A 24,742-nucleotide genomic window follows, 5' to 3' on the forward strand; every position below is an offset into this window, starting at 1 on the left:
TGCATCGCTTTCAAAAATTAGATAATGCAACAAACTACAGACACAATTTTAATGATTCGTCCGGTGAATTTTAGGATGAATGAGCAGACCGCTGTAAATAACTATTTTCAAGAAGATATTAATTTAAAAAATGCAGAAATTAATACTAAGGCGCAACAAGAATTTGATGTTTTTGTTGAAAAGTTAGAGGCGGTTGGTATTAATGTTGTTGTAGAAAGTGATGACGAGCTAATGGACACACCAGATTCCATTTTTCCAAATAATTGGGTGAGCTTTCATAATAATGGTAATATAGCGTTGTACCCAATGTTTGCAGAAAATAGAAGAAAGGAACGACGGGAAGAGGTGTTTATTAGGTTAGAGAATGAAGGGTTTAAAATTGAAAATATTATAGACTATACTTCGGCTGAGGATGAAGGTATCTTTTTAGAAGGTACAGGTAGTCTCATTTTAGATCGTGTCAGTAGAAAAGCATATTGCGCGCTATCACCAAGAGCTGATGAAGACTTGTTTATTGAGTTTTGCGAGGATTTTGAATATACTCCTGTAATTTTTGTTGCCAACCAAACCGTTAATGGAAAGCGTTTACCAATTTACCACACCAATGTAATGATGTGTTTGGCAGAAACCTTTGCAGTGATTTGTTTAGATGCTATAGATGACAAAAAAGAGCGTAAAAATGTGCTTAAGCATTTAAAAGCAGATGGTAAGGAAATTATAGCGATTTCCGAGGCACAAATGCATCAGTTTGCAGGTAATATGTTACAACTTAGAGGAAAGGAAGACAAACGTTATTTAATAATGAGTGAGGCTGCTCATAGAAGCTTAACAAAGGATCAGGTCAATAAAATTGAAAAGCACTGTTCGATAATTTCAAGTTCGTTAGAAACTATAGAAACCTGTGGTGGCGGAAGCGCACGTTGTATGATGGCTGAGGTGTTTCTGCCAAAAGCCTAGTGAAAATGGTATAAAGTAAAAAGTGTAAAGAAATCATTAAATATCAATGAATTAAATTACTTTATAATCTACACTTTTTTACTTAGTACTAAACTAGTCTTGTTTATTAAAGATATAAGGCCCTTTTTCTGCACCCCAAACGTAGTTGCCTTCAGCATCAAAACCTCTGTCCCAAGACATTATTTTATCCTCGAGTATCTCTACTTCGCTTCTGGCAAAAGAAGCTCCTCGCATGGTGCTAATACAAGTAGTATCACCTGTTTTTCCTATATAATGCTTTGCGGAAATGCGTTTCAATATAACTTCACAGCCTTCCTTAAGTGCAATATCCTTTATTGAAATAGAATCAAAGGCTTTTGGTGTTTTCCATTTCCCAATCCAAAGCGAATCTACATCTAATGTATAAACTGAAGAGCTAAACGTGCTATCGTTCATTGCTATTACCTCATAAATGCGTTGACGATAAGGCTTATTCTGCATGCTATTTAAGGCCTGTTCTACGTAAAGAAAGTTACCTTTATCTTCCCAGATAGGGTACATGTGCAACGAAATGTTGTAGTAGGAAGAATCTACTTGTGATTGTACTTCAGAATTAAAAGAACCTTGCATTAACGTAAAAAGTTCCTCGAGACCTTCAGCTTCTTTGTTTTCTTCGGTTAACGTAGTTTTTTTAGTGTTTTTACAATTGAAAACTAGAACAAAGATTAAAACTATTGGAAGAATACGTTTCATAAAAGAATGTTTAAAGAGCTTAAAGATATAAAATAAGTTAGGCTTTTGGAGCTGACTTAGGAAGTTCTATGAAGAATTTACTACCCACATTTACAGTACTTTCTACCCAAATACGCCCATTGTTCAGTTCAACTAAATCTTTAGCAATTGTTAGTCCAAGACCTGTGCCTTTTTCATTCTTGGTGCCTACGGTTGTGAAGTTCTTGTTGGCGTTGAAAAGTTTTTTGATATTTTCTTCAGAAATACCAACACCTGTATCTTCAACACAGATTAAAACTTTACCATCAACGTTTTGGTTTGAGACCGTTATGACATCACCGGTTCTACTGAATTTTACGGCATTGGTAATTAGATTCTGAATTACAATTTCTATCATACTCTTATCAGCGTATGCAAAGTCGCGTTGCGACTCATCAATAAGTACTATACGTTTATCTTCAACCTTTTGCTCAACCAATGCCATTTTGGTATGAAACACTTCTTGAATGTTAAACAACTCAGGGTTTGGCTCTAAATTCTGCATCTGCGATTTAGACCAGTTTAATAAATTAAACAAAAGTGAAGATGCGTTGTTTGCATTTTCGCTAAGCTCAGGGATTAACTCTCTAAATTCTTCCTTAGAAATACTATCTTCTTTTAATAAATCTAGAAAGGCTTTTATGGAGGAAATGGAATCTTTTAAATCGTGAGAAACTATTGAGAATAATTTGTCTTTTACTTGGTTAACTTCTTCGAGATGATGAGCTTGCTCTAAAATAGCTTCGCTTCTTATGTGTTCTTGTTTTAGTTTTTCTCTTTGCTCAACAATGGTTTCTCTATATTTTTTGTTTTTTAAGTAATTAAGTAGTAATAAGGTAAGCAAGATAGCAGTAGCCGCAAGTGCACCATACAAAACTAAGGGATTGTGTAACCAAGTTTTTATAGTTTTATTTTTGTTTTCCTCACCTTCAAAATTTTCTATTTCATCTTCAATAGGATTAGAGTTGAAAAGGTCAATAGGATTTGTATCAGTAATAAAAGTGGGTTGGTCTATTTTTGATAATTTATCTTTTAAATCGTAGTATTTATTTTGCCAAAAAAAAGCATTCTGAAAATATCCACGTGTGGAGTCTAGCGCAACATGAAGTTTGTAATTCTCTAAGAGAGCAGGCTTATTATCAATTTTTTGGGCAATGTTATAAGCTTCGTTAAGTTGAATTTCGGCCAGCTTCACTTTACGTTTTTGAAGATTTAAGTTACCAATAGCATTTAGGGACAACAAAACACCTTCTTCGTTATTTTGCTTGCGATTATACTTTAACCCTTCTACCAGATACACAGAGGCTTTGTCGTATTCTTTAAATTCTAAATATTGATTGCCTAATTTGGGTAGTATTTCACCACGTAGATTTTTATCTTTAGTAGGGTTTAGCATCTCGAGTACGTTCTCATAGTACTCTATGGCTTTACGATGTTCTTTTCTTAGCGCGTAGAGATCTGCTATATTTTTTGTAGAAGTAATAATACCTGTTGGATCGTCTATTTTTTTTCTAACGTCAAGCGCCTTAAAGTTAAAATCTATGGCCTTGTCAATCTGGTTGGTTTTAAAGTATGCTTCTGCCAAATTATTGTAAGCCGTACTGAGTTCATCAAAAAGATTTTGTTTTTCAAAAATGTCAATTGCCGAAAGCGAGTTTTGAAGTCCAACCGAATAGTTTCCTCGCTTTATTTCAATGAGTCCAATGCTATTACTCACTTTTGCTATGCCAAGCGTGTCGCTAATTTGTAGATAGTATTTTCTGGATTTGTCGTAGTTATCAATGGCATTAAAGTAGTCATTACGTTGGGTGTAAATTAGCGCTCTGTAGTATGTGCTTTCCGCAAGTCCTTTGGTGTAATTTAATTTTTCTGAAAGTTTTGCAGTCTGATTTACATAGAGCAAAGCTTTATCAAAATCTTTAACAGCATATAGTTCATCTATAAGCATTAACGAGAGGTCGACCTTTGTAGAATCAGCTTCTTGGTATGCCAATTTTACCGTAAGGTCGTCTATTCTTTCATTTTGAGAAAAGCCAATGAAAGTTAAAATACAAACAGTTAATGTCATCAACTGCTTCATCTTGTAATAGTTGACAGACGAAGTGTTATGTTTTGGTTTACGTAACTTTTATTGAGGGATGTAAAAAGTAAGTCAACACTAAACAATAACAACGTGGTTAATGTTCGATTATAAAGCCTCATTTAATGTTTGGGACATTTGTTAATAGCCTACCAAAAATGCCATATTGTGCTTAAATACGCTAATTATTAGGTTTAGATGCTAATAAATTAGTTGAAACGACAGATGAAATTCATGAAAAAAAAGTTAAATCGACCAACGGTAAAAATCATAGGAAAACGACCGTTTTACCGATGAAATGCACATAAATTATAATGTATTGATATTTAATTAATTAGTGCTATATATTCCTAGCGCTGGTAATGCTTTAAGCTCAAAATCGAAAAGACATTGGTTTTCCCAAGATGTACCATTTGTTGAGGTTGCTTCGTTGCCTTCAAAAGCTACCCAATCTGGTGCCCAATAACAAAAACCAATCCCATGGTCGTTTGGTATGTTTTTAATGGTTTGTATTAACCATTCAAAGTATGCTTTTTGTCCTTGTGGTGTTGGCGAAAATTCTACCAAAGTTTGATCTAAGCTTCCTATATAATTTGTTTGGTTATCATTCCACTGTAACGTAAAAGGATATGCAACTTCTACCATCAAAATATCTTTGCTGAAATTGTTGGCGAGTTCATTTAATTTTGAAGCAACAAGATCTAAATCTTTAATTTGAAACTGAGGATAATAGGATAAACCAATGATATCAAAATCAATGTTATAGGGCACTAGTTCATTAAGAAAGAAAATAGCATTTTCTACGCTAGAGTGGTGCAGCATTATTCTTGTTTTACCTTCGTTATCAACATCTCTTACGGCGCGTATAGCTTCAGATACTAAGTCTGTATAATTGCCCCAATTATTGTTAAAACTACCCCAAACTCTGCCAAAATCCCATAAAAATCCACTGTCAGTTTCATTGCCAATTTGTATAATGTCTGGTAATGTATTTTGAGATTTTAACTGTTGTACAACATCTTTTGTATAATTATAAATTGCCACTTTTAATTGGTCAATATTCAAATTTTGCCAAGCAACTGGAGGGGTTTGCGTACCAGGATCTGCCCAGTAATCACTGTAGTGAAAATTGAGCAAAAAGTCCATATTTTGGGCTTTAATCTTTTGTGCATAAGCCTTTACATCTTCAAGCCCGTTTTGCCCATCTTGTGGAGTGTGCCAGAGTTTTAAACGTACTAAGTTTGTACCTTTAGATCTTACAAAATCTAATAATTCAACCGAGTTGCCCTCTTCATCTTTATAATCTACATTGTAGTTTTCTAACTCGCTTTGAAACGACAAATCCATGCCTTTGTAAAATTGATTTGAAGTCTCTCTATTTGAGTCATCGTCACTAGAACAAGATGCTAAAATGATTAGGCTAATAATCCAATACTTTTTCATTCTGATTTTCTTAAATGTGTATTTGTAACTTATTAAGTTTAAAAACTATTTTCATGAAATTTCCTGACCAAATTTAATCATATTTCCGTCGCGATCTAAAATGGCAAATTCTCGCATGCCATAAGGGTGATTTTTTAAATTACCATTTGGGTGAATAACACCAAACGTTTTTAATTCTTCGTAGAGCGTGTCGATATCTTCTACATCTACATAACAACTTGTGTTTTCTGGGTGAATTTTGTCATTACATTTCCAAAAATGAACCACAAAATTGTCGCGTGCAATTATAGCATAATTATCGTCTAAATAACCAATTTTATTAAAGCCGAGTTTAGTTTTATAGAACTCTACAGTCTTTTTAATATTTAAAGAAGCTAAAACAGGTATGCCTTTGAGGAGGTGCGATTTTCGATCCATTTTTAATTTAATGTTTTTTATGTCTTTAAAAATGGGGATTATGATGCGCTGTTGTCTTAATAGAATAATAAAATTGCTATCTTTGCAGGCGTTTTAAAAGCCTAAATTAAAATTAATATGAAGCTTCAGGATACTTTAGAATTACATGTAAAAACAGCTGTAAAGGAATTATTTCAGGCAGATTTAGAATCTGTAGAATTTCAGGCAACTCGCAAAGAGTTTGCTGGCGACATCACTATTGTTGTTTTTCCTATGTTGCGCGTGGTAAAAGGAAATCCTGTGGTTATTGGCGGGCAGATAGGACAATACCTTCAGGATAATGTTACTCTGGTTAAAGGGTTTAATGTTGTAAAAGGCTTTTTAAACATAGAAATTGATGATTCGTATTATGTAGATTTCTTCAACACCATAAAAGATCAAAACAACTATGGTTTTGCGAGTCTTAAAGACGATAAAGCCGTAATGGTAGAGTATTCTTCGCCAAACACTAACAAACCGCTGCATTTAGGACATGTTAGAAATGTACTTTTAGGCTACTCGGTTTCTGAGATTTTAAAAGCTTCTGGAAAGAAAGTTTATAAAACCCAAATCATCAATGATAGAGGTATTCATATTTGTAAAAGTATGTTAGCTTGGCAACGATTTGGCAATGGAGAAACACCAGAATCTACTGGATTAAAAGGTGATAAACTTGTTGGGAATTACTATGTTGAATTTGATAAAGCCTACAAAGCAGAAATTGCAGAATTGGTGGCACAAGGACAAAACGATGAAGATGCCAAAAAAAATGCACCGATTCTTTTAGAAGCCCAAGAAATGCTTCGTAAATGGGAAGCAGGAGATGCTGAGGTTGTAGCACTTTGGGAAAAAATGAATGGTTGGGTTTATGAAGGTTTTGAAGAGACATATAAAGCTATAGGTGTAGATTTTGATAAATATTACTATGAAAGCCAAACCTATCTTTTAGGAAAAGAATTTGTTGCTGAAGGTTTAAAAAGCGGTGTGTTCTTTAAAAAAGCGGATGGCTCTGTTTGGTGCGATTTAACAGAAGATGGTCTCGATGAAAAAATAGTGCTTAGAGCAGATGGAACCGCAGTTTATATGACGCAAGATATTGGTACCGCTATACAGCGAATTAAGGATTATCCAGATGTTGGTGGTATGGTGTATACTGTTGGAAATGAGCAAGACTATCATTTTAAGGTGCTGTTTTTAATTCTTAAAAAACTAGGCTTTGATTGGGCAAAAAATCTATACCATTTAAGTTATGGTATGGTAGATTTACCAAGTGGTAAAATGAAGAGTAGAGAAGGTACTGTAGTAGATGCAGACGATCTTATACAAGAAATGGCAGATACCGCTGAGGAAATTTCTAAAGAATTAGGAAAGCTAGATGATTATTCTGAAGCCGATAAAAAAGCACTATACAAAACCATTGGTTTGGGGGCGCTTAAATATTACATCTTAAAAGTAGATCCTAAAAAGCGAATTTTATTCGACCCTAAAGAATCAATAGATTTTCAAGGAAATACAGGACCTTTTATTCAATACACTTATGCACGAATTCAATCTATTTTAAGAAAGTCTAACATAGATGAAAATATTACGCTGAGCGCGGTCGAAGTTTCACTTCAAGATAAAGAAAGAGAGCTTCTTAAACAGTTAGAGCAATTTCCTGAAGTTATTCAAAATGCAGCAGAAAACCACAGTCCTGCATTAGTTGCAAATTATACTTACGATTTGGTCAAAGATTTTAATTCGTTCTATCAAAATGTATCTATTCTTGGTGCTGATGAGGAAGAAGAGAAAGTCTTTAGAGTGCAGTTGTCTAAAACTGTAGGGCAAACTATAAAAAATGCGTTTAGTGTTCTCGGTATTGATGTGCCAGAACGTATGTAGGTTTATTAAGAAATATCTTACTAAGTGTAGTGTTTACAGTAGTTTTAACAGATTGCTGTGTAGTAATATGTTCGTTTTTTAGTATCTTAGGTGAGGTTAAATTAAGGAACTATGCTATGAAATGAGCAATGATAATAAATTTTAGATAGACTTAAATTTTATAGCGAATTCCATCTGACAAATAAAAAAAGCAATAACAACTAACAGATGAAAACTACACAGTATTTTAAATCTTTATCCAACACATTTTTAGCTATTTTGTTGGTGACTTTTACTCTAAGTGCTCAAGAGAATTACTCAGAATTTAGTGGTAAGGTGGTAGACGGTAAAACAAATAAGGCACTTGAAGCTGCAAGTCTTAACGTTAATGAAACTAATGTTGGAACGATTACAAATTCTGAAGGTGAATTTGTATTAAAAGTTTCAAAAGAATATTTAGACTCTAAAGTTATTATCAGTGTATTGGGCTATAGTACTAGGGTTATTCCATTATCAGAATTGTCTGCTAAGGACAATAAGATTGAATTGTACAGAACAGTTACTGAGTTATCTGAGGTGAGTATTTCTGCCTTTAAAAATGCCGAAAGTCTAATTAGGAAGGTATTTGATAATAAAAGTAAAAATCACCAAGATGAATCGGTGTATATGACCGCATTTTATAGGGAAACCATAAAACGACGAAATAGAAATGTGTCTTTAACCGAAGCAGTAGTTAATATTTTAAAATACCCAAATAAATCTTCTGTAGAGGATGCTATAGCTCTTAATAAAGCAAGAAAAAGTACAGATTATAAGCGGCTAGACACGATTTCAGTTAAATTACAAGGTGGTCCGTTTTCAACTATTTATTTGGATATTATGAAATATCCTGAATATATTTTCACAGATGCTACTATAAATAGTTATAAGTTCTCGTTCGACAAGCCATCTAATATTAATAACAGAAACGTTTATGTCGTTAATTTTACACCAAAAAACAATGCTCTTAACTATAGTTATAAAGGCAAGTTGTTTATAGATGTAGAGTCTTTGGCATTGGTTAGTGCAGACTATTCATTAGATTTAAGTAATAAAAACAGAAGTAAAAATCTTTTAGTAAAAAAGAAGCCCAGTAACGTTATCGTTTATCCATTAGAGGCTAAATATAAAGTAAACTACAAAGAAAAAGGCGGAAAATGGTATTATAGCTATTCAAATTTATTTTTAGAGTTTAAGGTAAATAAAAAACGACAAATCTTTAACAAAGTATATTCCCTCTCGAGTGAAATGGCCGTAACAGATTGGGAAATTAACTCAACAGATAAAAAAATAAAAAGTAAAGATAGATTGAGACCTTCGGTTATAATAACTGATGCGATTTCAGGTTTTTCTGATCCAGATTTTTGGGGAGAATATAATCTTATAGAGCCAGACAAGTCTATTGAGACTGCAATAGAGAAAATTTTAAAAAGTATCGAGAAGCAAAGGCTAAAAGAAGAATCTACAGTAAATGGTAGGCCTTAAAACGCACCAATACACCGAAGAGTCTAATTGATATAGTTAATATTTTGTCAATCTGAACTCGTTTCAGATTCTAATAAAAAATTAAAATCAGTTTTTTGAGATTCTGAAATACACTTCGACTGCGCTCTGTGGGACAATTCAGAATGACAGATTTTTGTACCTTTCAGACAGCCTCTTTTTTTAGTTAAACGATCCATTGTATTTTAATGCTTGCTCTATATGGGCAAAATGATGATTACTATGCCATGCATAGACACCAATGGTTTCTTCAATCGAGAATTGTTTACCATGTTCTGGGTGTATAAATGTTCGTTTTAGATCGTCTTCAGAAAAATTATTTAACAGTATACCTAGCTTGTGATGTACTCCTATTAAAATTAATAGTGAAGCATCAAGGGGTTGAGAGTAATCTGTAAGCGTCGCAAATCTATCTTCAAAATAGGGTCTTATAGTTGGCGTATTTTCAGTAATTGCAAGCTTAAATCTAATAATGCTGTTGATATGGCTATCTGCGCAATGATGCACTACTTGTTTAATGGTCCAGCCATTTGGTCTGTATTTGTAATTGAGTTGTTCTTCGCTAAGATTCTTTGTGATATTCTCTATTTTTTGAGGAAAATCTTCAATAATAGAAATCCAACTATTGATATGGTTTTTAGTAATTTGTTTGGGCTTTTCAAATTCTCCCACCGGAAACTTAAGTTTATATAATTCTTGTTCAGTCATCATCTAAGAGTATTAAACTTTTGCGGTATTTTGCCTTAAATAATCACTCTGCTCAGAATTTATGTACACTATTGGTATTGCATAAATTATAGGCATATGCTCACCATACTTTAGCTGTAATAATTGGTCAATCGCATTAAATAAAAGAGCCTTGGTAGTACCTACAATTAGAACTTCTTTTTCACTGGTTAAATTACCTCGCTCGTTTGGGTTTCTGCCAGTCATATCATTGATTATGAATTCGTTAACAACTAATCTCTCTTCAAATAAAAGTGTGGTTATTTCCTCTGCTTGTTCTCTGTCTTTGGTAATTATATTTATCTGTATCATAATTGCATTTTTTGAAAAAAATAGTTCAGATTTTATGCAATATGTAAATTAAGCATAATTAATTAAAAACTGACTCTAAAGCTTAGATTGGGTGTGAATTTTAATGATCGATTATCAATTTCAACAATAGTATTGTCTGTGTCTAAGGTGTAATAACGATTTATAATGTTATTTTGATTAAACATATTCCAGACAGAAGCACCAGCTACTGCTTTTATACCTTTTGAGATCTGAAATTTATAAATTGCAGATACGTCGGCTCTAAAATAATCTTCTAATTGAGCACTATTTGGGCTTTGGTATTCTATAGAAGAATTACTGTTATCTTGTACTTGTAATGGCTTTGTATAAGCTCTGCCAGAGTGCCAATTAATGCCTAAACCTATTTTAAAGTTTTTTAAGCTGTACGTTAACGATGCATTGGCTACGTGAGTTAAATCTACGCTGTTAGGAAATGAATTACCGTCATTAATAACATCAAACTTATAATCGTTATTACTTAAAGTGTAGCTTAGCCAAGTGCTAAAGTTATTAAAACGTTTATTTACTAAAAAATCCAAGCCAGTAATGGTGTAAGCACCTATATCATTTACAAATTGAAATTGATTTTGAAACCCTTGACTTTGGGCAGTAATACCTTCAACATTTTTATAATACCCTTCTAGCGAAACCAAAAAGTTGTTTTGGTTGTAACTTAATCCAAAGGAAACTTGCTGACTTTTTACCAGCGGAACATTCTCTAAATTAGATAATTGCCAGCGACGTTTTTCGATACCAAAAAAGTCTTGCTGTAGATCTATTACTTGAGAAATAGTTTGACTCTTTAGTTCGCCTAAAATTTCTAATCTGATATCGTCAGAGATTTTTTGATTAAAGGTAAATCTTGGTTCTAACACAAGTTCTTTTAGTTTTTCAAAGTAGCTAATGCGTGCACCTAGTCGTATATATGTGTTACGAGATTTTGAATAACGCTCTATTTCCCCAAAAACGGCATGAGTTCTTATAATTTCTTTTACTAAACGTGTAAAGTCGGGATTAGATACATCTTCAAAATTAGTAACTCCCACTTCATTAAATTGGTAACCACCTCTTACCTCAACGTTATTATCTATTGTTTTATTTATATCGAAACGTAAGCCGTAATCTTCAACTTTATTTTCCTGTATAAGTAATTGACTATTGGTTATATCATTATTTTGAGCATCTAAATCATAATGAGAATAATATACCTGTGCGGAAGCCTGTATGTCATTTTTAAAAACTTTAGAATACCTTGCACTTGCGCCATAGCTTACTTGGTTGAGTGCACTTCTTGTTTCTTGAATATTATTATCTGAGTTGGCAAAGGTTTGGTTGTAATCGAGATTGTTATAGATATTTAATAGACTTACTCTAAGTTTAGATGTGTCGTTAATATCGTAAAGAAACTTGGCATTGACATCATAAAATAAAAAGCGCTCGTCTAATGCCAAAAGTGTATTAACATCATTGGCAATGTTAAGTTCTGAGTCTCTAAAAATTCTGTCAAAATAAGCGTCGTAAGTTTGAGACACCAATATATCTGTAAAAGAGCGTCTGGCAGAAAGTTGTAATTCTGTTTTTTTACTTAAAGGTACTTTTGCATAACCATCTAAATTAAGTAAATTACTGCCTAGGCCTGCATTAAAGGTCTGGTCTATTTTATCTAAATTTTTAATGGATATTGTACCAGAAACAGCATCACCATAAAGTGCACTTGTACCATTTTTTGAAATACGAATATCATCTGACAAATAAGGATTAAATGCTGAAATTAGCCCAAAGAAATGACCAGATTGGTACATACGAATACCTTCGTAAAGTATAAGGTTTTGATCGTTGGTGCCACCTCTTACATTGATGTTAGATATACGTTCGTCTACACTCACAATACCAGGTAGATTTTGTACTATTTGCAAAACATCTGGTTCTATTAATCCAGGTAAAATATCAAAGGCATTGGCGTCTACAGTAATGGTACCATTGTTGGTTTTAGAAATACCTCTAGATAAATAGTTGTTAACGACGACTTCTTCTAATGTGTGCACTGTTTTATCGGTTGGTGTAATAGCAATAAAACGTCTACTTAAAACTTCAAAATTAAGGTTGGTAATTGATTTGAGTTGGTTTAACGCTTCTTCTAAGGAGAGTTCTTCCTTTAATGGGTAAAGCTCAATATTCAGAATAGTTTTGGTTTCAAAAGAAAACTTTACTTCATAGCGTTCTTCTAGGCGCTCTAGTATTTGAACGAGTTGTTTTGGTTCCTCTTTTTGGCTGAATGCAAGATTAGAGAAGGTAAAAATTAGTAGAAATAAAACAATACGATGTATAAGTTTATTCACGCTTTAATACAATAGAAGTTCCGGACTTACTATAGCTTAAATTTAATGGTATTGTTACAGATTTCAATGCCAATTCTAGATTTTTATGTGTAAAACCTCCAGTATATAGTCGGTCAGCATCAGCTTTATCTACAACTATTTTTATATCGTAATAGTTTTCTAACTCCGAAATAACATGTTTAAAGGGAATATTGACAAAATTACTTTCACCACGCAACCAATTGGGTTGCGTAGTGATTTCTTTTTCATTGGCAAATAACTTCCCATCAATTATTTTTAGTCCATTTCCTGGCGTTAACTCAGTGTAATTATCTTTTGTTTTTACGCCAACTAAACCTTCATAGCATTTTACTTCAAAGTAGTTGTCACGGTTTTTTACATTAAATTGAGTTCCAAGGACACTAACAATACCTTTGTCTGTAACCACATCAAATTTCTCACCCTTAGCAACTTTAAAAAATGCTTCACCCTTAAGTTTTACTTCACGTTTGTCGTCCCAACTATTTTTATTAAAAACCAAATTAGAATTTGTATTTAGAATAACTTCAGAAGTATCTGGTAAATCTATAGTGGTTTGCTGTGCAATTTCAGTGTTAAATGTGCTGTCTAATGTAGTTGTGTAATAATACACGCTAAAGCATATTGCTACTACGGCAGCAACTTTAAGTAATGGTTTATGCCAAGATTGTGTAGACTTGTTCTTCAAACTTGGTCGTAATGCTTGGTAGTTTTTATCAACAGAGAATTCAGGAGACTTAAAAGCGTTTAATGCTTTATCGAGTTGCATTAGATCTTTGTAGTCCTCTAACTGCTCAAAAGCCCTTTGTTCTTCTGAGTTAAGGTTATGGTCTAGCCATTTTTGTATGAGTTCTTCTCTTGTCATAAATTTCAATTCAGTTATAGAACAGTTAACTTATTAAATGTCCTACCTACTACCATATTTAAAGTTTAAAATTCAAAATTTTAGATTATTAATAAGAGCAACTACTAACTACTCACTACTAATTACTGTGTACTACAACTCATCAATGTCTTCTCTTAGCTTTTTTAGCGCACCATAAATGCGTTTTTCTACAGCTTTTGTAGAAATGTCTAATAGTATAGCAATCTCTTTAAATTTTTTGCCCTCAACTCTATTCATCAAAAAAGCAACACGTTGTGCTTCTGTTAATTTACCAAGTGCTTTTTGAAGCTTTTCGTGGTATTCTTTTTCCTGTAAAACAAACTCAGGAGTCTCATTTGTGGATTTTTTTTGAGGTATTTTCTCGTATTTTAAAACGACCTTACGATGTGCAACAGCATTAAGCATTAGGTTGTTTGCAGTGGTAAATAAAAAACTTTTAGCCTTATCTGGCGTTACCTTTCCACAATTTTGCCATAGTTTAATAAAAGCTTCTTGTACTTTATCACTAGGATTTAAGTGATTACCAAATTTGTAATACAAAAAATCATGCAGATTTTTTGAGTGTTTCTTATACAAACGCTCAAATAACAATTCCTCGCAAATATGATCTTTAATTGGTTGACTCATAATTTCGCGCACAAATTATGAATAAATTTTCTATTGCAATGGTAGGAGATTTAAAACGCTAACTGTTACATAATTAAATAATAAAGCTCCAACAAAAATGAAAATTAAATTCAATCATTTCATAATTTATGCGCTTTTTGTCCTTTTGGCATTTACATCATGTCAAGACGAAACCATAGATGTTAATAGTCCTCAAGATCAGGAGATGATTCAGCCTAACTCAGAGTTGGCAAGATTTATGGGTAATGTAACCGCCAACTATGGCGAATACGATAATATTTTAGATGACTCTAGCTGTTTTTCTGTGGAATTACCAGTGACAATAATAGTTGGCGATATTACAATTGTTATAGAAACTTTAAACGATTTAGAAGAACTAGAAGATATATTTTCTCAATATGAAGATGAAGATGATTTCTTCGATTTTGTGTTTCCAATTACAATAATTTTTAACGATTACAACCAAGTTATAATAGAAAACGAAGAGCAATTAGAAGATTTTATCGAAGATTGCGACCTCGAAGATGATGATGTTATTGAATGTGTAGATTTTGTATATCCAATAACGTTCTCCGTGTTTAATGGTGACTTTAATATTGTAGATACGGTAACCATAGCTAATGATGAAGCACTATATAATTTTCTAGATGATTTAGAAGATGATGATAATGCACTTATTGTTAGTCTCAACTATCCTGTAACACTTGTTTATGCAAATGGAGCTACTGTTGAGGTAAATTCAAACCAGGAATTATCGGATGCTATTGAAGCCGCTGAAGACGATTGTGATGACGATGACGACGATTGTGATCTTAATATTGAAGATATTGAAAATCTATTTCTAGAATGTGGTCTTGAAGCTGAATTTTATAACGAAAGTGGAGAATTAAGCGACACACTTCATCTTTATTTTAATGAAAACGGTGAAGTAACAGTAACTGGAGATCCAACGGTTGTTGAAACAGGTGAATGGGATGTCATAGAAACAGATTTAGGATATAAACTTGTTATAGAAGGATTAGAAACTTTCGGTACTGCTAATGGCTTATGGTTATTAATAGATTGCGACGACGATGATGAGCTTGAGTTTGAAAAAGAAACTGAGGACGGCATAGTTACTATGAAGCTAGAGCTAGATTGTGAAATCAACAATGAAGTTTTTGAATGTTTCGGTGATTTTGAACTCCAAGAATGTTTAGGTCCAAATAATGAGGCTGAGTTTAATCTAAGTGCAGATACCATTGGTTTAATAGATTGCCAGTATGCTTTTGTAGCTAGTTTCCATGAAACTGAAGCCGATGCTGAAGCAGGAGTAAGTGCTATTGTAGAAACAGAATCGTATTGGTCTGGTACTGGTGAAGTGTACTTAAGAATTGAGGCAGAGAATGGTAATTTTGAAGTGTTTACTATTTATCTCAATACAGAAGAATGTAACTATTTTGAATGTTTTGAAAGTTTTGATGCTGTTATAGAACAATGTGACAATGGTACTGATGGACCATATAGTTTTGACCTAACCATTGCATTTTCAAACTGTAATCCTAGTGCTGATGTTGTAACTTATCATGAGACTTTGGTAGATGCTGAAACTGGTGTTAATGCAATTTCAAATCCAGAATCATATACAATCATTGGAGTAGAGGGTGTTGTGTATACTCGAGTTGTAATCGAAGATCAATTCGAGGTGTTTCCTATTGTTCTAGTTGTTCAAGACTGTAATCCATCAGGTTGCTCAGAACAAGATGTAGACGGCTTTTTAGTGGAGTGTATTTGGAATGCAGTAAACTACAATGGTAGTGATAATCTTATGAACTGGAATTTTGATTTTGAACCAAATAGCCAAACTGTTGTAATTTATAATAACGACACTACAATAGATGCAACATGGACAACGTCTCAATCTAATGATGGTGTAATCCTCACATTTTCTAATGTGGCAGGACCAAATATTCAAGCAATAAACGGAGAGTGGTTGGTTGTAGAATGTGAAGAAGATCGTTTACAGTTGCACAGTGGAGATGATATTTTAGTTCTTGAGAGAACATGTAATTAACATATAAACGAACCGCTTAGTTAGTAATTTTAGTAAGTTTAAGTTGATGAAGGGAGTTGCCAACCGCTAGGCAGCTCTTTTCTTTTGTGCTATTCTTAAATACATAAGTGCATAATTATAAATATCCCATTCGTTTATCTCTTGTAAATTCTTAAATTTGCAACTTCTAAAAGAGATAAAGATTATGTTCAATAATTTAAGTGATAAGTTAGATAAAGCGTTACACGTATTAAAAGGACATGGAAGCATTACCGAAGTTAATGTTGCCGAGACTTTAAAAGAAGTAAGACGTGCGCTTTTAGATGCCGATGTTAACTTTAAAATAGCTAAGGAATTTACCAATAAGGTTAAAGAAAAAGCACTTGGCCAAAATGTATTAACGACACTTCAACCAGGCCAATTAATGGTTAAAATCGTTAAAGACGAATTAACCGAACTTATGGGAGGCGATGCAGAAGGTATTAACCTTTCTGGCAACCCGAGTGTAATTTTAATGTCTGGTTTACAAGGTTCTGGTAAAACGACGTTTTCTGGTAAGCTTGCTAACTATCTTAAAAATAAAAAAACAAAGAAGCCTTTATTAGTTGCCTGTGATGTTTACCGTCCAGCAGCGATAGATCAGCTTCATGTCGTTGGAGATCAAATCAACGTTGAGGTTTATAGTGACAAAGGAAATAGTGATCCGGTTGCTATTGCACAAGCAGGTATAGCTCATGCAAAAGCTAACGGTCACAATGTTGTAATAATAGATACCGCAGGTCGTTTGGCGGTTGATGAAGCAATGATGACTGAGATTTCTAACATTCATAAAGCTATTCAACCACAAGAAACCTTGTTTGTGGTAGACTCTATGACAGGTCAAGATGCTGTAAATACAGCAAAGGCCTTCAATGATATTTTAAATTTTGATGGTGTTATCCTTACCAAGTTAGATGGTGATACACGTGGTGGTGCGGCAATATCAATTAAGTCGGTTGTAAACAAACCAATTAAGTTTATTGGTACAGGTGAGAAGATGGAAGCTATTGATGTCTTCTATCCTTCGCGTATGGCAGACAGAATTCTTGGAATGGGAGACGTTGTATCTCTTGTAGAGCGTGCCCAAGAACAATTTGATGAAGAGGAGGCACGCAAACTTCAAAAGAAAATTGCTAAAAACCAGTTTGGGTTTGATGATTTCTTAAAACAGATTCAGCAAATCAAAAAAATGGGTAACATGAAAGACTTAATTGGCATGATACCAGGAGCTGGAAAAATGATGAAAGATATAGACATTGATGATGATGCTTTTAAAGGTATTGAAGCCATTATTCATTCTATGACACCTGCAGAACGTGCTAATCCTTCAATTATAAATTCAAGTAGAAAGAAGAGAATTGGCAAAGGATCGGGAACCTCAGTACAAGAAGTAAACCAGCTCTTAAAGCAATTTACGCAAATGAGTAAAATGATGAAGATGATGCAAGGTGGTGGCGGAAAACGCATGATGCAGATGATGAAAAATATGCCGAGATAGTTAGCGGTAAACAGTATAAAGTAAGCAGTCACTTCGAGCGTAGTCGAGAAGTTATAAATATATTTTCAATTAGCTTTTGCGCCTTCGCGTCTTAGCGAGAAAACAATAAAAAATGACCATACTAGACGGAAGAAAAACCAGTAACGACATTAAAAACGAAATAAAAGCCGAAGTTGATAAAATGAAGGCTAATGGCGAAAAGGTGCCTCACCTTGCCGCAGTAATTGTTGGCAATGATGGTGCAAGTTTAACCTATGTAGGAAGTAAAGTTAGAGCTTGCGAGCGTGTTGGTTTTGAATCTACGATGGTCCGTTTACCAAATACTACAAGCGAAATAGAACTTCTAGATACTATTGAAGATCTTAATAACAATGATGACATAGACGGTTTTATCATTCAATTACCATTACCACCGCAGATTAATACGCGCAAAGTGTTAATGGCAGTAAATCCCGATAAGGATGTTGATGGTTTTCATCCAACCAACTTCGGAAAAATGGCGTTGGATATGTCTACCTTTATACCAGCAACACCATTTGGAATTTTAGAGCTCTTAGATCGTTATGGTGTGGAGACTAAAGGAAAACATACGGTTGTTATAGGTCGTTCGCACATTGTAGGTCGCCCTATGAGTATATTAATGGGAAGAAAAGGATTTCCAGGAAACTCAACGGTAACACTAACCCATAGCCATACCAAAAACATAACTCAAATAACATCACAAGCTGATATTATTATTTCAGCATTGGGTATTCCACAGTTTTTAAAAGCCGAGATGGTAAAGGATGATGCAGTTATAGTAGATGTAGGTATTACACGTGTCCCAGACGAATCTGAAAAAGGCTACTACATAACGGGAGATGTAGATTTTGAAAATGTTAGTAAAAAGGCAAGTTTTATAACACCTGTGCCAGGTGGTGTAGGACCTATGACCATTGCTATGCTCCTTAAAAATACATTGTTGGCTAGAGAACAGCATAGGCAAAAGTAATAACGTCTTAAAAATTCAAAGTAATTTCTTAACTTTAGAAGAAACAAATTTTTTAAAAAAGTCCCAATGTTTTTATTGCTTAAAGACGTATCTGCTGGCTCTTTGCAACACTTATTACCTATTGGCATTGGTATTGTTTTTTGCATTAGTGTTATTTTGTTTGCTAAACGTCGGTTAAATTTTAAAAACCGAAGCCTCCTTTTCAAAGGTCTAGGTGTTTTTGTAGCAGGCACGATTCTATTAAATCATGCGTTTCTAATAATTATTGGCGACTACGATTACCGCAACGATTTACCGCTTTGGATTTGTAGTTTTGCAGGTTTGTTAGTGCCTTTCTTTACGTTTACTCGGAAATTTTGGATGTTTGAAATACTATTGTTTTGGACCCTAGGTGGTTCTATACAAGGTGTTATAACCCCTAATATTTCTGAAGGCTTTCCGTCTTTTGAATATTTTAGGTATTGGATAACACATATTTTTATGTTTTCAATTGTATTCTATAGTATCGTTATTTTTAAAATGTGGCCCAATTTTAAAAGTCCTCTAAAATCTATTGTAGCACTGCAAATATACGTGGCACTTATATTTTTACTTAACATCGTATTAAAAACAAACTTTTTCTTTTTAAATGCAAAACCAGACTTTCCTTCATTGTTAGATTATATTGCTGACTGGCCGTATTATATATTTATAATACAACTCATAATCATCCCTTATTTTTTGCTTTTATATTTGCCTTTCTATCTCCTAAAGAAAAGACGAAGAAAAAAAATTACGTTGCAAACAACTGACTCATATCCCTAAATGCTTTAAACTCTAAGGCATTTCCTGAAGGGTCTTTAAAAAACATTGTGGCTTGTTCACCTACTTGTCCTTCAAAACGTATATAAGGTTCAATAATAAATTTAATGTTTTTGCTTTTTAGTAATTCTGCAAAATCCTGAAAGGCTTGCCACTGTAAGACCACACCAAAATGTGGCACAGGTACATCTTTACCATCTACAGAATTAGTATGTGCGTCCTCCTTGGTTTTTGGTTTCAGATGGATCACTAATTGATGTCCAAAAAAGTTGTAATCTACCCAATGGTCGCTACTTCTGCCTTCTTCAAAATTAAGGATATTGGTGTAGAAATTTCTACATTCTGCAAGGTCGTCTACCGGAATTGCAAGATGAAATGGAGATAATGCCATAATTAAATATTAGTTTTTTCTGGTTCGACGTTGGTTTGGTTGAAACGTTTTCTTAGAGTCGCTTATTAATTCACTCAAAGTTTTAAACTCTTCTTTAGTAAGTTCTCGATATTTTCCTATTGGTATATCGAGTTTAATATTCATTATTCTAACCCGTTTTAAGGTTTGTACTTCGTAGTTTAAGTACTCGCACATTCTACGTATTTGTCGGTTTAAGCCTTGAGTTAGTATGATACTAAAGGTGTGTTTATCTATTTTTTTAACAACACATTTTTTGGTGCGCTGCTTAAGTTCTTCAATATAGATACCGCCTGCCATACGTTGAATAAATGTTTGCGAAATAGGCTTATCTACGGCTACAATATACTCTTTTTCGTGATTGTTGCTAGCACGTAGAATTTTATTAACGATATCACCATCGTCTGTAAGCAAAATCAATCCTTCACTCGGTTTGTCTAATCGACCAATAGGAAAGATGCGTTTTGGGTAGTTGATGTAGTCTATAATATTATCTTTTTCAACACGTGTATCTGTAGTACACACAATACCAACAGGCTTGTTAAATGCTAAATAGACGAAGTCTTGTTTGCGTTGACCAATAACGTCTCCATCTACTTTTACCACATCGTCAGGTGCAACTTTAGTTCCCATTTCTGGTACAACATCATTAATCGTTACTCTGCCAGCATCAATTAATCGATCGGCTTCACGACGTGAGCAATAACCTGCTTCGCTGAGGTATTTGTTAAGGCGTTTTAAATCATTAGACATGTGGCAAAAATACAATAAAGTCTTTTAGGATTTAGGTAATAATAATGTCATTTCGTCAAAAACGACGCTGTCTAAGTGTCCCATTTTAGTTTCGTCTTTGGTGATAAGATGCATGTGTAAAAAAGAATCATGATGGGTGAAAACACCTTGGTGTTCAGTTGAGAAGAAACCAATGATTTCAACACTCTCATTATCTAATTCATAGTTGGTCTGGCCTTGATGTGCTTCTTTTGGAGAAGATACTTTAGTACCTTCAGGCAAATTTTGAATATGAATTGTAGCTTTAGAAATATCACCTTCTAGTTTAAAAGCGAAAGGCCTTTTTTTGTCTTTTGTTTTACTATCGATAAACGTTTCTAAATCTTTAATAGATTTTAAAGTGCTAGGCAATCTAATTTTATTCCATTCATTAACGTGTGCATACACAAAAAATGGTGCTTCGGCATCAGGTATTTTTTTAACAGTCATTGTAGTGTCTGTAAGTACCTTCGACACATAAGTTTTGCCATTATTGATGAGGATTTCACCACGCAAAAAGGCTTCAGGACCAAGACCGTAAAGTCCCTTTTTGGGATTAATGGTGTCTAATTGTATTTTACTAAATAGTTCACCTTTCCACATAACATCTTTCATGGCTGCAACACTAATAACATCTGCATAAGTATTGTTTTGTTGCGCTTTGGTGTTTGGTTTGCAGCTAAAACAAAGCGATATTAAAAGAATGAAGAGTGTTTTATTATTCAGCATAATAAAGAACTAACGATTTATAAACTCTATAATTTTTGGTGTAAGGGACGCATCTTTAAGACCATGGCCAAAACCTTCGGTTTCTATAAGCTCAGAGTTTTTATAGCGATTGGCAAATAAGAGTGCATCTTCAAAAGGAATAATTTTATCTTTTTTATCATGAATGATTAACCCTTCAGCTTCAATAGTCTTTGTGAAGTTGGCTGCAGAAAAATAATCTACAGGTTTCCCAAAACGTTCGTAAACGATATTGTCGAGGCCTTTAGAAATGCGTTTGTTATAACCCATCATAGATTTGTATCTAGAGAATACTCCACTAAAATGAGCTGGTGCACCAAGCGAAACAATCTTGTTTACAAAAGGTAAATTATAGTTGTGTAAACTGAAAATTGTTGCCATGCCACCTACGGAGTGACCAAGAATAACTTCGGGTTCAAACTTTTTTGCAACTACAGAAATACAATCGGCATATAAAACAGCATTAAATTGACGACCACTGGATTTTCCATGTGCAGGTGCATCTAAAGCAATAATATTGTACTCTTGAGCTTTTAAGTCATTGAGAATATAACTCCAACGCGATGCATTACTTTCCCATCCGTGAGCTAGTAAAATTGTTGGTCCATGACCTTGCCAATGGTATGTTGCAATGTTATATTCGTTGTGGGACAAGGTTTCAAATTTAGCAGAATCAACTATTGTTTCTTGGTTGTCTGTATAGCGACCTTTACGAGGTGAAGCAAACAGATGTAATGCCTTTTTTGAAGCGTATTTAGAAGAGATTAAGCTTGTAGCATTTAAAGCGTTACCGATAGATTTTATAACAAAACTACTCATTTTTACTCGTTTTCTCTGTTTACGGCTTCTATTGAAAATGCAGGTAAGCAAATAGCAATATATTCACAGGGTTGATCAAAAGGATTAGAATATTGAAGTCTTGTATTCTTCTCAACTTTAATAGATTGTCCTGCTTCTAAAACTATAGTTTCACCTTCTATGATAAACTGTTTTTTTCCTTTTATGATAAAGGTGTATTCATCAAATTCTGGTGTTTGAAAAGGTTCACTCCAGCCAGGAGGTGCAACCATGTGAGCAATACTTATTTCTGAATTGCCATCAGTTGCATTTCCAAAATGCTCTTTAATGATTTTACCGTCATCAGTTGGTACAACAAATGGTGAGTTTTGGATGGTGTATTTTTTCTCTTTCTTCAACGTTTTTCCTATTTCATACTGTTTACTGCGACTGAGTACTGGTTACTGAATACTAAATCACCAATGAATCATAAAGTACTTAATCTTTGCCTTTTCTGGTATTTGAATTGGATCAATAGTTGCGTCCATGTCAAATCTTAGACTGCTCGGTAATTCTTTTTTGTCAATAGTAAAAGACGCATTTATCTCATTAACAGAAACAACGACAGTATTGATAAGGTTATCAACTTTAGAAATTTTATAATTGTCTTTTATATCCTTAAAGGTACTTAATGTTGAGATGTTTTTTTCTGTTCTGTAGCGCTCATCGTTAATACGTACGCTAGAAATTACAGAAGTAGAGTCTAGTGCTTCTTTCGGTGATAAGTCTAAGAGTTTTTTACCGGTTTTATCAAATATTTCAATAACATTAACAGTACCTGCAAATTCATCGCCAGAAACATATTTTACAACAGAGTCATTGCTGAAAACAGCATCTAAATCTTTTACAGTTGTTGAGTCTGTTAGCAATCCTATATTATACTTTTTAACTAAAAAAGGGTCCATAGGTTTATCGTTAGAGCAACTTGTTATAAATACTGATGCAATTACAATTGCATAAAAAATGTTTTTCATCTGAGATTCAGGGTTTCTTATTTTAGCATTTTGGTTAATATTCCCAATACACTTCTAATTACTGTTGGACTAGAGAGTACTTTTACTATTGGGTTTTGTCTTGTACTTCGTCTTCTACTTGTACTGGCTTTGCGTTTACTTTCTGCCTTTTTTAAAGCTGCTTTTTCGGCTTCAGCTTTACGTTTGGCTTCTTCAGCTTCTGCTTGTTTTATTTTTTCGTTTAGCATTTCATAGGCACTCTCTCTATCAACCTCTTTATTATATTTTTGAGCTAATTTAGATTGTGCTAATAAACTACCAAGTTCACTTTCTTTTAAGATATCCATACGGCTCATTGGTGCGCGCATCATTGTAGCAGCAAGTGGTGTTGGTTTTCCTTTTTCGTTTAATGCCGAAACTAAAGCTTCACCAATTCCTAAGGAAGTTAAAACTTCTGCAGTATCGTAATATTCTGTGTCTGGGTAGTTTTGTGCAGTTAACTTTATTGCTTTTCGATCTTTAGCAGTAAAAGCACGTAAGGCATGTTGCACTTTTAAGCCTAATTGTCCAAGCACAGCTTCCGGAACATCTGTAGGATTTTGAGTTACAAAATACAAGCCAACTCCTTTACTACGTATGAGTTTTACTATACTTTCAATCTGGTTTAAAAGAGCATCTGAAGCCTCATTAAAAATCAAATGTGCTTCATCAATAAACATAATCAATTCTGGTCTTCCGCTATCTCCTTGTTCTGGGAAGGTAGAATAAATCTCAGCCAAAAGACTCAACATAAATGTTGAAAACAACTTTGGTTTATCCTGAATATCTGTTAGTCTGATAATGTTGATATAACCACGACCATTCTCATCTATTCTTAATAAATCTTGCGTATCAAAAGAGGTTTCACCAAAGAATAAATCACCACCTTGTTGTTCTATTTCAATAATTTTTCTCAGAATTGCTCCTGTTGACGCTGTAGAGATACGACCATAGGCTTCTTCGAATTCTTTTTTGCCGTCTCCAGTCGCATATTGTAAAATTTTCTTAAAATCTTTTAAATCTAAAAGCGGTAATTTATGATCGTCACAATATTTAAAGATAACAGATATAATTCCGGCTTGTGTTTCGGTAACACCTAATATTCTTGAAATAAGAACTGGTCCAAATTCACTAATAGTAGCTCTAAGTCTAACACCATCTTGTTCGGATAAGGTTAAAATTTCAACAGGAAAAGATTTAGGATCAAACGGAAGTCCTATTTTTTCGTGACGCTCGTCAATTTTTGGATGACCTGGACTTGCCTTTGCTAATCCACTTAAATCACCTTTTATATCCATTAATAAAACCGGTACACCTTTTTCAGAAAGATTTTCCGCTAACACCTGAAGTGTCTTTGTTTTTCCTGTACCTGTTGCTCCAGCAATGAGACCATGACGGTTCATTGTTTTTAAAGGAATATTAACAAAGGCATTTGTTTTAGTTTCGCCATCTAACATAGCAGCACCTAAGGTGATGTAATCTCCTTTAAAAGTGTTGCCAGAATTAATATCGTTTATGAATTTTTCAGAATTACGCATTGATCAGAAAATTTGCATAAAAATAGTGTAATTTTAATCAAGTATAAAATTGAATTCATTGCTAAAACACCAATCTGTCTAGTACTTTAGT

The 24,742-nt window shown here is 33.7% G+C and carries 23 protein-coding genes; 7 read left to right on the plus strand and 16 right to left on the minus strand.

Features of this window, described 5'->3' with window-relative positions:
• Positions 1–24: 24 nt before the first annotated feature.
• Positions 25–957 carry a citrulline utilization hydrolase CtlX gene (gene ctlX, locus BWZ20_RS12360; protein ID WP_076620389.1) on the plus strand — a complete coding sequence of 311 codons (933 nt, stop codon included), beginning with the start codon at positions 25–27 and terminating at the stop codon, positions 955–957.
• Between the two features lie 93 nt (positions 958–1,050).
• Here the strand turns inward: ctlX and BWZ20_RS12365 are convergent, their stop codons facing one another.
• The 4 genes from BWZ20_RS12365 to BWZ20_RS12380 all read right to left on the minus strand — a co-directional run bounded on the left by BWZ20_RS12365 (position 1,051) and on the right by BWZ20_RS12380 (position 5,647).
• Positions 1,051–1,689: a chromophore lyase CpcT/CpeT gene (locus BWZ20_RS12365; protein ID WP_076620391.1), complete on the minus strand. Its 639-nt coding sequence runs from the start codon at positions 1,687–1,689 to the stop codon at positions 1,051–1,053.
• A gap of 37 nt (positions 1,690–1,726) precedes the next feature.
• Positions 1,727–3,787: a tetratricopeptide repeat-containing sensor histidine kinase gene (locus tag BWZ20_RS12370; RefSeq protein WP_076620393.1), complete on the minus strand. Its 2,061-nt coding sequence runs from the start codon at positions 3,785–3,787 to the stop codon at positions 1,727–1,729.
• Between the two features lie 330 nt (positions 3,788–4,117).
• Entirely contained in the window at positions 4,118–5,230 is a 1,113-nt protein-coding gene (locus BWZ20_RS12375; RefSeq protein ID WP_076620396.1) for an arabinogalactan endo-beta-1,4-galactanase, read from the minus strand.
• Between the two features lie 51 nt (positions 5,231–5,281).
• The gene (locus BWZ20_RS12380) at positions 5,282–5,647 is read right to left on the minus strand and encodes a bleomycin resistance protein (protein ID WP_076620398.1); all 366 of its coding nucleotides are present in this window, start codon (positions 5,645–5,647) and stop codon (positions 5,282–5,284) included.
• 117 nt (positions 5,648–5,764) lie between these two features.
• On the opposite strand from BWZ20_RS12380, the gene argS reads away from it, so the two are divergent.
• Positions 5,765–7,546, plus strand: coding sequence for an arginine--tRNA ligase (argS, locus tag BWZ20_RS12385; protein ID WP_076620400.1), 1,782 nt, complete (start codon positions 5,765–5,767; stop codon positions 7,544–7,546).
• Between the two features lie 207 nt (positions 7,547–7,753).
• Positions 7,754–9,049, plus strand: coding sequence for a carboxypeptidase-like regulatory domain-containing protein (locus BWZ20_RS12390; protein ID WP_076620401.1), 1,296 nt, complete (start codon positions 7,754–7,756; stop codon positions 9,047–9,049).
• A 180-nt stretch (positions 9,050–9,229) separates the two neighbouring features.
• On the opposite strand, the gene BWZ20_RS12395 is transcribed toward BWZ20_RS12390, so the two are convergent.
• The 5 genes from BWZ20_RS12395 to BWZ20_RS12415 form a co-directional block, all read right to left on the minus strand.
• On the minus strand, positions 9,230–9,778 hold the full coding sequence (locus BWZ20_RS12395) for a YfiT family bacillithiol transferase (protein WP_317041679.1): 549 nt from the start codon (positions 9,776–9,778) through the stop codon (positions 9,230–9,232).
• 9 nt (positions 9,779–9,787) lie between these two features.
• A complete protein-coding gene (gene cutA, locus BWZ20_RS12400; protein WP_076620403.1) occupies positions 9,788–10,105 on the minus strand; it encodes a divalent cation tolerance protein CutA in 318 nt (105 codons plus the stop codon).
• 62 nt (positions 10,106–10,167) lie between these two features.
• A complete protein-coding gene (locus BWZ20_RS12405; protein WP_076620404.1) occupies positions 10,168–12,465 on the minus strand; it encodes a TonB-dependent receptor domain-containing protein in 2,298 nt (765 codons plus the stop codon).
• Positions 12,458–13,348, minus strand: a complete 891-nt coding sequence (locus BWZ20_RS12410; RefSeq protein WP_076620405.1) for a FecR family protein — start codon at positions 13,346–13,348, stop codon at positions 12,458–12,460. Before BWZ20_RS12410 ends, BWZ20_RS12405 begins: the two co-directional genes overlap by 8 nt.
• Before the next feature lie 132 nt (positions 13,349–13,480).
• On the minus strand, positions 13,481–13,996 hold the full coding sequence (locus tag BWZ20_RS12415; protein ID WP_076620406.1) for an RNA polymerase sigma factor: 516 nt from the start codon (positions 13,994–13,996) through the stop codon (positions 13,481–13,483).
• A gap of 97 nt (positions 13,997–14,093) precedes the next feature.
• On the opposite strand from BWZ20_RS12415, the gene BWZ20_RS12420 reads away from it, so the two are divergent.
• The 4 genes from BWZ20_RS12420 (at position 14,094) to BWZ20_RS12435 (ending at position 19,360) form a co-directional block, all read left to right on the plus strand.
• Positions 14,094–16,049, plus strand: coding sequence for a hypothetical protein (locus tag BWZ20_RS12420; protein ID WP_076620407.1), 1,956 nt, complete (start codon positions 14,094–14,096; stop codon positions 16,047–16,049).
• 184 nt (positions 16,050–16,233) lie between these two features.
• Positions 16,234–17,565 carry a signal recognition particle protein gene (gene ffh / locus BWZ20_RS12425; RefSeq protein ID WP_076620409.1) on the plus strand — a complete coding sequence of 444 codons (1,332 nt, stop codon included), beginning with the start codon at positions 16,234–16,236 and terminating at the stop codon, positions 17,563–17,565.
• Between the two features lie 112 nt (positions 17,566–17,677).
• Positions 17,678–18,556: a bifunctional 5,10-methylenetetrahydrofolate dehydrogenase/5,10-methenyltetrahydrofolate cyclohydrolase gene (locus tag BWZ20_RS12430; protein ID WP_076620411.1), complete on the plus strand. Its 879-nt coding sequence runs from the start codon at positions 17,678–17,680 to the stop codon at positions 18,554–18,556.
• A 66-nt stretch (positions 18,557–18,622) separates the two neighbouring features.
• On the plus strand, positions 18,623–19,360 hold the full coding sequence (locus tag BWZ20_RS12435) for a TIGR02206 family membrane protein (protein WP_076620412.1): 738 nt from the start codon (positions 18,623–18,625) through the stop codon (positions 19,358–19,360).
• Here the strand turns inward: BWZ20_RS12435 and BWZ20_RS12440 are convergent.
• The 7 genes from BWZ20_RS12440 to BWZ20_RS12470 are packed head-to-tail and all read right to left on the minus strand — an operon-like array spanning position 19,329 to position 24,651.
• The gene (locus BWZ20_RS12440) at positions 19,329–19,751 is read right to left on the minus strand and encodes a VOC family protein (protein ID WP_198034986.1); all 423 of its coding nucleotides are present in this window, start codon (positions 19,749–19,751) and stop codon (positions 19,329–19,331) included. The two genes, BWZ20_RS12435 and BWZ20_RS12440, sit on opposite strands and share 32 nt — an antisense overlap.
• Before the next feature lie 6 nt (positions 19,752–19,757).
• Complete coding sequence (gene rluF / locus BWZ20_RS12445; protein WP_076620414.1) at positions 19,758–20,519, minus strand: 23S rRNA pseudouridine(2604) synthase RluF; 762 nt, start codon at positions 20,517–20,519, stop codon at positions 19,758–19,760.
• A 24-nt stretch (positions 20,520–20,543) separates the two neighbouring features.
• Positions 20,544–21,266 carry an acetolactate decarboxylase gene (locus BWZ20_RS12450; RefSeq protein ID WP_076620415.1) on the minus strand — a complete coding sequence of 241 codons (723 nt, stop codon included), beginning with the start codon at positions 21,264–21,266 and terminating at the stop codon, positions 20,544–20,546.
• Between the two features lie 9 nt (positions 21,267–21,275).
• The gene (locus BWZ20_RS12455; protein ID WP_076620416.1) at positions 21,276–22,103 is read right to left on the minus strand and encodes an alpha/beta hydrolase; all 828 of its coding nucleotides are present in this window, start codon (positions 22,101–22,103) and stop codon (positions 21,276–21,278) included.
• 2 nt (positions 22,104–22,105) lie between these two features.
• Entirely contained in the window at positions 22,106–22,480 is a 375-nt protein-coding gene (locus BWZ20_RS12460; protein WP_076620417.1) for a cupin domain-containing protein, read from the minus strand.
• 57 nt (positions 22,481–22,537) lie between these two features.
• A complete protein-coding gene (locus tag BWZ20_RS12465) occupies positions 22,538–23,095 on the minus strand; it encodes a hypothetical protein (RefSeq protein WP_076620418.1) in 558 nt (185 codons plus the stop codon).
• Between the two features lie 17 nt (positions 23,096–23,112).
• A complete protein-coding gene (locus tag BWZ20_RS12470; RefSeq protein WP_076620419.1) occupies positions 23,113–24,651 on the minus strand; it encodes a helicase HerA-like domain-containing protein in 1,539 nt (512 codons plus the stop codon).
• Positions 24,652–24,742 lie beyond the last annotated feature (91 nt).

It is taken from the genome of Winogradskyella sp. J14-2, assembly GCF_001971725.1.
In the GTDB taxonomy this organism is placed as follows: Bacteria; Bacteroidota; Bacteroidia; order Flavobacteriales; family Flavobacteriaceae; genus Winogradskyella.